We start from the raw sequence: 12242 nt of genomic DNA, 5'->3' as shown, positions 1-12242 counted from the left end.
TCTCCTTGGGAAGCCGGTAATTCTTTGCTGATTCTAAAATACGCCTTAACCAACGCTGTTTCTGCGCATTGTTTTCATATAAAATAAAGAAAGACGCGCAAAACTCGCATCCGTGAAAAGAAAACTGAGAAAACGCCGCACATGCTTGATCATATCGATATCGGATTGCTTGCAGCTTTGCAGCGGGACGCGCATCTGACGGCGCAACAGTTGGGCGAGGTGCTGAACCTGTCGGCCAGTCAGGCGGGTCGCCGCCGTCAGCGGCTTGAAGCCGAGGGTTATATCACAGGGTACGCCGCCCGGCTGGACCCGCTGAAGCTCGGGCTACATGTTCAGGGGTTCATCCAGGTTCATCTGGGCACCCATGGCCCCGAACAATCCGCCAGCTTTGCCCGAATGGTCGACGCCCGCCCCGAGATCACCAGCGCCTGGACGATGACGGGTGAGGCAGATTACCTGCTGCATGTCTATTGCGACGATCTTTCCGCGCTCAACAGCTTGCTTCATCAGGTGATCCTGCCGCATCCTGCTGTAGCACGGGTTCAAAGCCAGATCGTGATGGACCAACTGAAACGCGACGCCCCCCTGCCGACCTGAGCGGACAACGAGGACTCATATGGACGATTTCCTTTACCAGGCTTCAATTTATCTGGCTGCCGCCGTGATTGCCGTGCCCCTGTCGGCACGTCTGGGGCTGGGGTCAGTGCTTGGATACCTGGCCGCCGGCATCATCATCGGCCCCATTCTTGGCCTGGTCGGCGCGGAGACCGAAGACTTGCAGCACGTGGCCGAGTTCGGCGTCGTCATGATGCTGTTCCTGATCGGTCTTGAGCTGGAGCCACGGGCCTTGTGGGACATGCGGGACAGGCTGCTGGGGCTGGGCGGGCTGCAAGTCTTGTTGTCAACTGCCGTCATCGCAGGCGTTGCCTTTTATGCAAATCACCCTTGGTCCGTCGCCTTGGCCGTGGGGTTAACCTTATGCCTGTCCTCGACGGCGATTGTGCTGCAAACCCTTTCGGAAAAGGGCCTGATGCAGACAAATGGCGGGCGGGCCACCTTCTCGGTACTGCTGACGCAGGACATTGCGGTCATCCCGATTCTGGCCATGCTGCCCCTGCTTGCCCTGCCCGCCATCCCTCATATCGAGGCTGACGGTTCGATCGATCGCGGCGCCGAGCATCTGCATGACGCCGGGCATCACAGCCTGTCTCTGGTCGAAGGACTGCCGGGCTGGGCAGTTACACTTGTGACGTTAGGCGCTATCGCTTTTGTCATTCTGGCAGGCGTCTACCTGACCCGCCCGCTGTTCCGTTTCATCCACGCCACCCGCCTGCGCGAGATGTATACGGCGCTGGCGCTGATGATCGTGGTGGGCATTTCCTTCCTGATGACCCTTGTCGGCCTGTCGCCCGCTCTGGGTGCCTTTCTGGCGGGCGTTGTGCTGGCCAGCTCGGAATTCCGGCACGAGATGGAAAGCGACCTTGAACCCTTCAAAGGGCTGTTTCTGGGGCTGTTCTTTATCACCGTCGGGGCCGGGATTGACGTTGCCTATTTCTTCAACGACCCGCTGGACCTGATTGGCTTGGCCCTTCTGGTGATCCTTGCCAAGGGGATCATCCTGTATATCGTCGGCAAGGCCTTCAAACTGAAAGGCCGGGATCATTGGCTGTTCACCCTGGGACTGGCGCAGGCAGGCGAATTTGGCTTTGTGCTTCTGGCCTTTTCGCGGCAGCAGAACGTCATCCCGCAGGATCTGGCCCAGAAACTGCTGATGATCATTGCCCTGACGATGCTGATCACGCCCCTGCTGTTCATCATCTATGACGTGCTGTCGCGCAAAATCGGCGAACCCACCACCACGATGGAACCCGATGAGATCGACGAGAGAGGCCCGGTGATCATCGCTGGCATCGGGCGGTTCGGTCAGATCGTCAACCGCCTTGTGGTGGCCAGCGGCTTCAAGACCATCGTTCTGGACCACGATATCGAAACCATCCAGTTGATGCGGCGTTTCGGCGTCAAAGGCTTTCTGGGGGATCCGACACGGCCCGAACTTTTGCGCGCTGCGGGGCTCGAGAAAGCCTCGGTTCTTGTCGCCGCGATGGATGATCGGAAAACGGTGACGCGTCTGGTCGGCTTTGCCCGACGACAGCGCCCGGACCTGCACATCATCGCGCGCGCCCATGACAGAACCCATGTGTACGAGCTGTATCAGGCCGGAGCCAACGACATCGTGCGTGAGATGTTCGACAGTTCCTTGCGCGCCGGGCGCTATGTTCTGGAGAATATCGGCCTCAGCGAATACGAGGCCGCGCAGGCCGAACAGACCTTTTATCACCACGACCGGACGTCAGTGCGCGAACTGGCCGAGCTGTGGATCCCGGGCATGCCGACGGCCGAGAACAAAAAGTACATCGAGCGTGCGCAGAAACTGGAAAAGGATCTGGAAACGGCGCTTCTGGAACTGGCCGAAGAACACGCCAAGAAATCCGCCTGCCGGGGGCCGCAGCCGGGGTCAGGCGCTTTGTTTATCCGTCTGAAACGCCTGCCTCGGCAAAGGTTGCCATGCCCGAATGGCAGGCAACCGCGCTTTTGAGGATGTTGATCGCCAGGGCTCCGCCCGAGCCTTCGCCCAACCGCAGACCAAGGCTCAGCAGGGGATCCTTGCCCAGCTTCGACAGCATGGCCCCATGTGCGCCCTCTGCGCTTTGGTGACCGGCAACCGCGTGATCCAGCGCCGAGGCGGACACGCGCGCCAGACATGCGGCGGCTGAGGTGCAGATAAATCCGTCCAGGATGACCGGAATACGCAGGACGCGCGCAGCGGCGATAGCGCCTGCCATTGCCGCTATCTCGCGCCCGCCGAGGCAGCGCAGAACTTCCAGCCCATCCTCGCCGGCATGGCGTGCCACGCCTTCGGCCACAACGCGGGTTTTGTTGGCAAGGCCCGCATCGTCAACACCGGTCCCGCGCCCGGTCCAGTCCGAGGCATCCCCGCCGAATAGCGCACAGGCAATGGCCGCTGCGGGGGTGGTGTTGCCGATCCCCATCTCGCCGACCACCAGCAGATCGGATTGCGGGTCCACGGCATTCCAACCGGTTTGCAAGGCGCTGAGAAGTTCGGCCTCGGTCATGGCAGGCTCTTGCGTGAAATCCGCCGTGGGGCGATCCAGTTCCAGCGCGTGGACGTCCATCTTGGCCCCCGCTGCCTTGGCCAACTGATTGATCGCCGCGCCGCCATGTTCGAAATTCATCACCATCTGAACGGTGACCTCGGGCGGAAAGGCCGAAACGCCCTGCGCCGTCACCCCGTGGTTGCCCGCAAATACGATGACCTGAGGGGCTTCAATTTGTGGCCGTGCATCCCCGCGCCAGGACGCGTACCAGATCGCCAAATCCTCAAGCCGCCCCAGCGCGCCGGGGGGTTTGGTCAACTGACCATTGCGCTCGGCTGCACCGGTCGCCGCGGCGGTGTCCGGTCCCGGCGCGTTGGTCAACGCTTCGCGGAACGTGTTCAAATCATTCAGTTCGGGCAGCATCAAAGCCTCATTGCATCAGAGTGGTCCTGTGTGTTTAACCGAAGCTGAGATACCAACAAGACCCCGAAAGGCGCGAGGGTGCATAAAAACGACACCAATCCGGTTTCCGCGCGGGATATACCGCTGGCGCTGGTCCTGCTGACCCGCCTGCCCCTTCCCCGTTTGCCCAAGCATGTCTTTGCCCGTCAGGCACAGGCGGTTTGGGCCTTTCCCATCGTCGGGCTGGTGATCGGCGCATTGGCCTGCTTTGTCGGCTGGATCGCGCTGACGCTTTCGGTGCCGCCATTCATTTGCGCCGCGTTGCTGGTGGCAACCCTGATCATGACGACCGGAGCGATGCACGAGGACGGGTTGGCCGACACGTTCGACGGGCTTTGGGGCGGGTTCACGCGCGAACGACGGCTGGAGATCATGAAGGACAGTCAAATCGGCACCTATGGCGTGCTGTCCCTGATTGGTTCGCAACTGATCCGCATTTCGGCAATCGCAAGCCTTCTGGCTGCCGGCGCGGTCTGGGGTATTTTGGCGGCCTGCGTGTTTTCGCGCGCTGTCATGCCCGTTCTGATGGCCGGGCTGCCGAACGCACGGCAATCGGGGCTAAGCCATTCTGTTGGCGCGCCGACCTTTATGGCCGTTGTAATTTCCTTGGGTTTGGCTCTTGCTATCGGTCTGCTGCTGATCGGTGCGCAATTCCTACTGCCTGCCCTGTGCGCGGCGTTGATCGTGGTGGGGCTGGCACTTGTCGCCAAGGTAAAGATCGGCGGGCAGACCGGGGATATTCTGGGCGCGTCCCAGCAACTGGCCGAGATCACGTTCCTGATCGCCCTGACCGCTTTGATCTAGGAAACGCCGCCCGTCTTGATGTGCAGGGTGCAACCGCAATGTTTACAATGCACCGCGTCCGGGTCGTGCCGGTACAGGCCACAGCTGGGGCATTTGTGGCGCACTTTCTGCGGCATGAAGATCGCCTGCGCCAGCCGCACAAACAAGGCCACGCCAACCACCATGATAAAAACCGAAAACAGCTTGCCCCACGGCGTGGACAGCGTGATGTCGCCAAACCCTGTGGTGGTCAGGGTCGCCATCGTGAAATACAGCGCGTCGATATAGGGGTTGGGCGTGTTCTCGGGGATGAAGAACACCAGAACAGCGGTCGAGGTTGCAAATACGAAAACCAGCAGGTTGATAGCTGCGATAACAGCATCTTCATGCGTGCGGAAAAAGTTGCTGTCGCGCCGCAGATCCCGCAGCAGATGATAGGAATGGATCAGGCGCAGAGCCCTGAGGATGCGAAGGAATGCCAGATTGCCTGTCAGAAACGGGTCAAGCACCAGCGATACGATCACAACAATATCGGCCAGGGTGTAAATCTGGCGCAGCAGCTTCCACCGGTCCTTTGATATCCACATCCGGGCCGAAAAATCCAGCATGATAAGCAAGCCAAGTATGATGCTGATCGCCGTCACCCATGGCCCATGCGGGAAATGGGCCGTGGCGACAAAAAATACGATTGTCACCACGTCGAACAGGATCAGCCCATATCGGAACCAGACCGAAACCGGGTCTTTTCCAATGTAAAGAAACTTGACCGTCTGCTTCATCCCGAGCCTGTATCTGCTTGCATCTACAGCAAAACTAGCCGGTTTTCAGAAATCCACCAAGCAACGAAAAAGGCCGCCCCGGTGCCAGGGCGGCCTTTCCAATTCAAGCGTCGCAAACTTAAGCAGCGGCAGCGCGCGAGGTCAAAACGTCATCCACCTGCTTGGCAGCCGAAATCTCTCCGGCACCGGAAACGGCGGCGACTTCGCGGGTCAGACGCTCAAGCGCGGCTTCGTACAGCTGACGCTCGGAATAGCTCTGCTCGCGCTGATCGTCGGTGCGGTGCAGGTCGCGGACCACCTCTGCAATCGAGATCAGATCGCCCGAGTTGATCTTTTGTTCATATTCCTGCGCCCGGCGCGACCACATGGCGCGTTTCACCTTGGCCTTGCCCTTCAGCGTCTTCATCGCCTGGCTGATCACGTCAGGCGAGCTGAGCGACCGCAGACCGGATTCGGTGACCTTGTTGGTCGGAACCCGCAGGGTCATCTTGTCTTTCTCAAATGAGATGACAAACAGCTCGAGCGAGAAACCCGCGACGTCCTGCTCCTCGATCGAGATGATCTGGCCCACGCCATGGGCGGGGTAGACAACATAGTCGTTGGGGCGGAACTCAAGCTTTTTCGACTTTGTCATTCAGTTTATTCCTTGGTTACGGACCGGGACGCAGACGACAAAACGCCACAAGCGGGGTCTGGTTCAGCCCCGTCTGGCGGCATATTCGTCACAAAATCAGAACTCCAAAGCGAGCATACTTACGGAGTACATCCCAATCTCAGTCATCATGTAGGATCGGAGTATATCACAAAAATGCGACACCCGAAAGTTTACCTAAGGTAAAATTTCATTATTCGACCTGTTTTCAACAGGCTAACCCGCGTTGGCGCTGAAATCACACCAACGCGGTTCAGGCGAATCGCTTAGCCGCCCTCGCCAGGAGCTTCGGAGAAATACTTCTCCATCTTGCCTTCTTCGCCATCCCGTTCTTCCGCGCCGGGCAGAGGGTCTTTTTTGGTGACGATCACCGGCCATTGTTCCGAGAACTTGCGGTTGAACTCGACCCACTGCTCCATGCCCGGCTCGGTATCGGGCCGGATGGCATCGGCGGGGCATTCGGGTTCGCACACGCCGCAATCGATACATTCATCGGGGTGGATGACCAGCGTATTCTCACCCTCGTAGAAACAGTCCACCGGGCATACTTCGACACAGTCGGTGTATTTGCAGGCGATGCAGTTTTCGGTGACGACATAGGTCATGGTGGGATTCCCATTAGCGGTTTGGGCGTCTAGCTAATTCAGTCTGCGCGCCTCTTCAAGAGAGGATCACCCTTTGGAGGTGCGAGAAAGATCAAGCGCGCGGCGATCTTTCTTGGTTGGACGACCTTTTCCCTCATATCCCGGATTTTCAGGAGGGCTTTCCCGTTTTTCCGTCATATCGAAGTAAAGCGTCTGCGCCTCGGGGGCCGGACCGCGGCGTTCGCCCAGCTTTTCGACGCGTACAACCCGGACGATACGCCCCTGCGGGAAGGTCAGAACATCACCGGGCGCCACCGCTTGCGCCGGTTTCAGCACCCGGTTTCCGTTCAAACGCACGTGGCCGCCGCTGACCTGTTTGGCGGCCAAGCTGCGGGTCTTGAAGAACCGCGCCTGCCACAACCATTTGTCGATCCGGAGCTTGGTATCAGTGGTCATGATGACCTTCAGGGTGTAAGTAAGTTGAATTTCAACAGCAGATCATAGCCGGTCATGATCACATTTATGAACAATGCCACAACGATTGTGGAAATATTGTCCCGCATGACCCCGCCAAATTCTTCGGCTGAAGATTTTTCGCAGGTTGCCAAAATGAAAAACAGACAAAAGATCGCCGATATATTGAAGAAATTCACCGCGACGGCAATGAAGTCATTTTGGGTTTCCGTGACGCCGTTCCCGAATGTCCAAAAGTAGTAGACGGCCACTCCTATCAAGGCGGCCGCCAGGGAAATCGTCAGGGATTTTGGCATTTTGTCTTACTTTTGAGGAATTTCATTTGTCAGGACAACACCTGACACACCGGCAGCCGCACCCAGTAAAACCGCCAGCGCCATCGGGCCGGAAACAGCCAAAACTGCCGCACACGCGCCCAAAGCGGGAACCCCCCCGTTAACGATCATGTCGCGGGAGGAGAACTTCTTTTTAACTTTCTTACTTTGAGCGGGCATATCGCTATTCCACCTCAAATCCATCTGGCCTTTATGATATAGGAACCCTCTGGAAACCTGCAAGAAAAAACGCCAAAGGCTGGATAACGATCAGTTACCGTCCTTCAGACCCATCAGCGCGGCTGCGAACGGGTTATCGGGATCGATGGCCTTTTCCTTTTTCGGAGGCCGCGACGAGAAGGTCTTGGAGCCTTGCGGCTTGCCGCCCTTCTTGCCCTGCGGCTTTCCGCGCCCGTCCTGAGGCTTGCCGCGCGGTTTGCCCTTGCCCTGCCCTTGCTCGCGGCGCGGGCCACGGGATTGCTGGCGCTGGCGACCCCAGGTGAAGGTGTAGAAGACCTCGACCTCGGGTTCATCTGACGCGGGTGCCTCGGCTGCCGCCTCGGTGCTGTCGGTGGCCTCGGCTGACGCCTCGGCGGGTGCGGCGACCTCTTCCGCAACGGCTTCGGCTGCCGGGGTTTCTTCGGCGGCGGGTTGCTCGGTCGTTTCTGCCGCTGGCTGTTCAGCAGGCTGTTCGACCGGAGCCGGTTTGACTTTCTCGCGCTCGCCGCGTTCAGCCTTGTAGCCTAGCCCCTGCATCAGGTCGGCAAACTGTTCCAGTGTCATGCCGGTGATCGACAGCATGTCGGGCTTGGCCTCGAACCCGCCCCGGCTGTCCTCGGCACGCAGCATGTCGGCCAGACGTTCCAGCATGTCGATCCGGATCGAGCGTTCACCCGCGTCGCGGTAGCCGCACATGGTGTCATAGCCCTGCGGCGCGTCCTTGGCGACGGGCACGGTGACCAGACCCGGAGGCGGTGCATCGGGAAACTCCTGCAGGCCTTGCGCCAACGCCCACAGAACCAGACGCAGGCGCGTCGGTGCGGGTTTCAGCAAAAGCGGCATGAAGATGGTGAACTGACCAAAACGGATGCCATGCTTGCGCAGCGCGCCACGGGCGTCCTGATCCAGATCCTTGACCTCTTGCGCGACCTGCGCGCGGGGCAGCACGCCCAGCGCCTCGACCATGCGGAAGGCAAAACCCTTGGCCAGACCGCTCAGTTCCTCGTCCCGCGACAGGTTCAGCAGCGGCTCGAACAGCGCGGCAACCTTGCGGTCGATGAAATGCTGCAACCGGCGCTGAACTTTCTGTTCCACATCAGGGCCTGCGGCCTCATCCACAAAAACCTCGACCACGGGTTTCAGGGGGTCTGCCCCGGCAACCAGTTTGCCGACAGCATATTCGCCCCACATCAGGCCACCCTGATCGGTGAAATCAATTTCGGTATCGGGCGCGTTGTAGAAACGGTCGGCACGCAGATGGAATTGCGGCGCGAGTGCTTGCAAGGACGCCGATTTCAAAGCTTTCGCCTCGGTCCCCTGCGCACTTTTGTCCGGCGAGAACCGGAACCCTTCCAGACGACCGACGAATTCGCCTTCGACGGTCACTTCACCCTTGTCATTTACTTCGGCCAAAAGGGCCTCCTTCTGTTTGAGCCGGCGCAGCAATACAGATGTACGCCGGTCCACAAATCGTTGGGTCAGACGGTCATGCAGAGCGTCCGACAGCCTGTCTTCTACAGTGCGCGTCTCATCACGCCAATGCGATTCGTCGCGTACCCAGTTGTTTCGTTGCGCAACATATGTCCAGGTGCGAATATATGCCAACCTTTTGGACAATGCATCGATATCGCCGTCGGTCCGGTCGATCCGGCGGATTTGCCGCGCCATGAAGTCATCGGGGATGCCGCCGCGTTCGTGCAGGTGGCCATAGATCACCTCGAGCAGGCTGGCATGTTCCGCGTGGCTGATGCCGCGGAAATCGGGGATTCGGCAGACATCCCACAGCAGACGGATCGACGGGCCATCACTGGCGCGGGCCGCCACTTCGGTCACTTGCGACAGTGATTTGAGCACGTTCAGGTCATCGGCAGGCCGCGCCTTGATCAGGTGTTCATCATTCGGGCTGACCTCAAGCGAGTCGATCAGCGAGTCGATGGAACCAAAACGCAAAGCGGCATTCCGCCAGTTCAGCTTTTTCATCGGCGTGAAACGGCTGTCCATGATCGCCTGCGCTGTACCTTCGTCCAGCGGCGGGGCCTCTCCGGTCACGCCAAAGGTGCCATCGGACATGCCGCGCCCTGCCCGGCCTGCGATCTGCGCCAGCTCATTCGGTGCAAGGGGGCGCATCCGGCGGCCGTCGAATTTGGTCAGGGACGAAAACGCCACATGGTTCACGTCCAGATTGAGGCCCATGCCGATGGCGTCAGTGGCGACCAGATAATCAACCTCGCCATTTTGATAGAGTTCTACCTGAGCGTTCCGCGTACGTGGGCTGAGCGCGCCCATGACCACAGCCGCCCCGCCCTTTTGGCGGCGCAAAAGCTCGGCGATGGCATAGACGTTATCGACCGAAAAGCCGACAATGGCGCTGCGCGCGGGCATCCGGCTTATTTTCTTGGACCCGGCATAGACCAGCTGCGACATGCGTTCGCGGCGGACAAACTGCGCCTCGGGGACCAGCGCCGCAATTGGCCCGCGCATGGTGTCCGAGCCCAGAAACAGCGTCTCATTGGTGCCACGCGCGCGCAGCAGGCGGTCGGTGAACACATGGCCACGTTCGGGGTCGGCGCAAAGCTGGATTTCGTCGATGGCCACGAAATCGGCCCCCATGCCCTCGGGCATCGCCTCGACGGTGCAGACCCAATACTGCGCGCGCGGTGGCACGATCCGTTCCTCGCCCGTGACCAGCGCCACAACCGAGGGGCCGCGAATGGCGACGATCTTGTCATAGACCTCGCGCGCCAGCAGGCGCAGCGGCAGGCCGATGACACCGGTGCGGTGCCCCAGCATGCGTTCGATCGCGTAATGGGTTTTGCCTGTGTTTGTCGGGCCAAGTACGGCCGCTATTCGGGATGACCCGCTCACCTTTGCCCCCTGCCCCGGTTCGTCAGAGCGCTGAGCCCTCGACCTGAGGCTTCAGTCGATTCACGGCATTGGTTACTTCTTCGTGGTGCGGATGTATAGCCAGCGCGCGCGAATAGGCATCGAATGCCTGTTCGGGCTTTCCAACGATCTCGAAAATCAGACCCAAGCCATAGATCGCTTCGTAATTGTTGGGGTTCAGAGTCAGGGCATATTCCAGATCGGCCGCAGCCATACCGAACCGTTCTAGCCCAAAAAACGCCGAGGCGCGCAGATGCCAGCCTTCCGCGAAATCGGGCGCATGATCCGTCAGAGCGGTCAGATGCTCGATAGCTGCGTCAACGTCGCCCTCATCCAACGCGTCGCGCCCGCGCTCCAGCAGTAAATCCGCCGAGGCCGACCCCGATTGCGACCACAGCGCCTGCAACTGCCGGTCAAGGCCAATGGCCTGCTCGGGCGTTGATTGCGCCAATTGTTGCAGCAACTGCGATTCATCCCGGGAATCGGCCTGCTGAGCGGCAGAAACTCCGGAAAACATGACTAGGACGGCAAGTGCCGCAACGGTACCTTTGAGATTGATCATTGCAATGCCCATAACAATCGTCAGTGTAGCGTTGCGACCGCGGATGTCCATTCACGGCGCACTAACAAAATGAGGAACACCATGAGCGAGATTCTTGAAAAGGCGGCAGCCGCACTGAACGAAAAACTGTCGGGTGGCGCGTTTGACGCCTCGGCCAAGTTTGCGATTGCCGAGCACGGCGCTATCGTTCTGGATGCAGACGGCGCACGCGTCAGTGATGAAGACGCAGATGTGACCCTGACCGCCGATGCTGATACGTTCGAACAAATCCTCAGCGGTGAACTGAACCCGACGGGCGCGTTCATGTCGGGCAAACTGAGCGTGGACGGTGACATGGGTATTGCCATGAAACTTGCCTCGGTGCTGGCCTGATGGAGTTGTCGCCGGCCCCCTTGTTCGAAGATGTGGCCGGCGGTCCTGCTGGTGGTGCGGCCCATTGGCTGCACACAGCAGATCAAAAGCGTATCCGCGTGGGCGATTGGCGGCCCGAAGGCGATACGCACGGCACGGTCTTCATGTTTCCGGGCCGAACGGAATATATCGAGAAATACGGCAGCACAGCGGGTGAGTTCGCAGAACGCGGTTTTGCCATGCTTGCCGTTGACTGGCGCGGCCAGGGTCTGGCGGATCGCCTGCTGGACAACCCGCGTGTGGGTCATGTGGACCACTTCCCGGACTATCAGCACGATGTGAATGCGGTTTTGGATCTGGCGACACAGCTTGACCTGCCGAAACCCTGGTATGTCATCGGCCACTCGATGGGCGGTGCGATTGGCCTGCGTGCTGTGATCGAGAAGAATTGCTTTGCCGCGTGCGCCTTCACGGGGCCTATGTGGGGCATTTTCTTCACGCCGATCATGAAACCGCTCAGCCGTGTCACCGCGTATTGGGGAACGGCCCTTGGGTTGGGCGAACGGACGCCGCCGACGACCTCGCTGGACAGCTATGTGTTGACGCAACCGTTCGAGGGCAACGTTCTGACCCGTGATCCGGTCATGTACAAGATGATGCAGGATCAGCTAGAGGCGCATCCTGAATTGTCGCTTGGCGCACCGTCAAACCTTTGGCTGCGCGAGTCACTGGACGAATGCGCCTGGTTGATGGATCAGCCTGCCCCGGACACTGCCTGCCTGACCTTCCTGGGCAGTCATGAACAGATCGTGGATCGCAAGGCAATCCGTGCGCGTATGGCCAACTGGCCCAACGGGAAGCTGGTCGAGATACCAGATGGCGAACACGAGGTTCTGATGGAGGCCCCCGACGTGCGCGGACCGGTTCTGGACCAACTCGCGGCGCATTTTCTGGCCAATCAATCCAACGGTACACCCTAGCCCCCACTTGTATTGATCGCCCGTGTGCAAACTGGCCGCTTGTGATCCCCGCGCGCCAGCCCTAGATGTTTGCCAAAGCAGTC

14 protein-coding genes are annotated in these 12242 nt (G+C 59.6%); 5 read left to right on the top strand and 9 right to left on the bottom strand.

Going from position 1 to position 12242, the window contains the following annotated elements; translation table 11 throughout:
- Nucleotides 1-141: 141 nt before the first annotated feature.
- Nucleotides 142-597: an Lrp/AsnC family transcriptional regulator gene (locus ACR0LW_RS00485; protein WP_170451354.1), complete on the top strand. Its 456-nt coding sequence runs from the start codon at nt 142-144 to the stop codon at nt 595-597.
- A gap of 19 nt (nt 598-616) precedes the next feature.
- Nucleotides 617-2596 (top strand): monovalent cation:proton antiporter-2 (CPA2) family protein, encoded by a 1980-nt coding sequence (locus tag ACR0LW_RS00480; RefSeq protein WP_480881156.1) that lies wholly within the window; start codon nt 617-619, stop codon nt 2594-2596.
- Here the strand turns inward: ACR0LW_RS00480 and cobT are convergent.
- Entirely contained in the window at nt 2529-3539 is a 1011-nt protein-coding gene (gene cobT, locus ACR0LW_RS00475; protein WP_170734556.1) for a nicotinate-nucleotide--dimethylbenzimidazole phosphoribosyltransferase, read from the bottom strand. The two genes, ACR0LW_RS00480 and cobT, sit on opposite strands and share 68 nt — an antisense overlap.
- A 78-nt stretch (nt 3540-3617) precedes the next feature.
- Here cobT and cobS point away from each other — a divergent pair, with 78 nt between their 5' ends.
- Complete coding sequence (gene cobS / locus ACR0LW_RS00470; protein WP_170451360.1) at nt 3618-4382, top strand: adenosylcobinamide-GDP ribazoletransferase; 765 nt, start codon at nt 3618-3620, stop codon at nt 4380-4382.
- Here cobS and ACR0LW_RS00465 read toward each other — a convergent pair.
- The 8 genes from ACR0LW_RS00465 to ACR0LW_RS00430 form a co-directional block, all read right to left on the bottom strand.
- Nucleotides 4379-5140, bottom strand: coding sequence for a potassium channel family protein (locus ACR0LW_RS00465; RefSeq protein ID WP_480881153.1), 762 nt, complete (start codon nt 5138-5140; stop codon nt 4379-4381). The genes cobS and ACR0LW_RS00465 overlap by 4 nt on opposite strands.
- A gap of 118 nt (nt 5141-5258) precedes the next feature.
- Nucleotides 5259-5774, bottom strand: coding sequence for a CarD family transcriptional regulator (locus tag ACR0LW_RS00460; protein WP_170451364.1), 516 nt, complete (start codon nt 5772-5774; stop codon nt 5259-5261).
- A gap of 284 nt (nt 5775-6058) precedes the next feature.
- A complete protein-coding gene (gene fdxA / locus ACR0LW_RS00455) occupies nt 6059-6397 on the bottom strand; it encodes a ferredoxin FdxA (protein ID WP_170451366.1) in 339 nt (112 codons plus the stop codon).
- Between the two features lie 66 nt (nt 6398-6463).
- Complete coding sequence (locus ACR0LW_RS00450) at nt 6464-6832, bottom strand: RNA-binding S4 domain-containing protein (RefSeq protein WP_480581579.1); 369 nt, start codon at nt 6830-6832, stop codon at nt 6464-6466.
- An 8-nt stretch (nt 6833-6840) separates the two neighbouring features.
- Nucleotides 6841-7146, bottom strand: coding sequence for a hypothetical protein (locus ACR0LW_RS00445; RefSeq protein WP_170630239.1), 306 nt, complete (start codon nt 7144-7146; stop codon nt 6841-6843).
- A 6-nt stretch (nt 7147-7152) separates the two neighbouring features.
- Nucleotides 7153-7344 (bottom strand): hypothetical protein, encoded by a 192-nt coding sequence (locus ACR0LW_RS00440; protein WP_170451372.1) that lies wholly within the window; start codon nt 7342-7344, stop codon nt 7153-7155.
- Nucleotides 7345-7434: 90 nt separating this feature from the next.
- Nucleotides 7435-10248 carry a helicase-related protein gene (locus ACR0LW_RS00435; RefSeq protein ID WP_480881148.1) on the bottom strand — a complete coding sequence of 938 codons (2814 nt, stop codon included), beginning with the start codon at nt 10246-10248 and terminating at the stop codon, nt 7435-7437.
- A 22-nt stretch (nt 10249-10270) separates the two neighbouring features.
- A complete protein-coding gene (locus ACR0LW_RS00430) occupies nt 10271-10879 on the bottom strand; it encodes a tetratricopeptide repeat protein (RefSeq protein ID WP_170517983.1) in 609 nt (202 codons plus the stop codon).
- 30 nt (nt 10880-10909) lie between these two features.
- Between ACR0LW_RS00430 and ACR0LW_RS00425 the strand changes: the two genes are divergently transcribed.
- Both ACR0LW_RS00425 and ACR0LW_RS00420 read left to right on the top strand, forming a co-directional pair.
- Nucleotides 10910-11200 carry an SCP2 sterol-binding domain-containing protein gene (locus ACR0LW_RS00425; protein WP_170451378.1) on the top strand — a complete coding sequence of 97 codons (291 nt, stop codon included), beginning with the start codon at nt 10910-10912 and terminating at the stop codon, nt 11198-11200.
- Entirely contained in the window at nt 11200-12159 is a 960-nt protein-coding gene (locus tag ACR0LW_RS00420; RefSeq protein WP_480881143.1) for an alpha/beta hydrolase, read from the top strand. The genes ACR0LW_RS00425 and ACR0LW_RS00420 overlap by 1 nt, the downstream gene beginning before the upstream one ends.
- Nucleotides 12160-12242: the final 83 nt, after the last annotated feature.

This window comes from Ruegeria sp. N4 (genome assembly GCF_056531425.1).
This window is presented reverse-complemented; position numbering and strand designations above follow the sequence as displayed.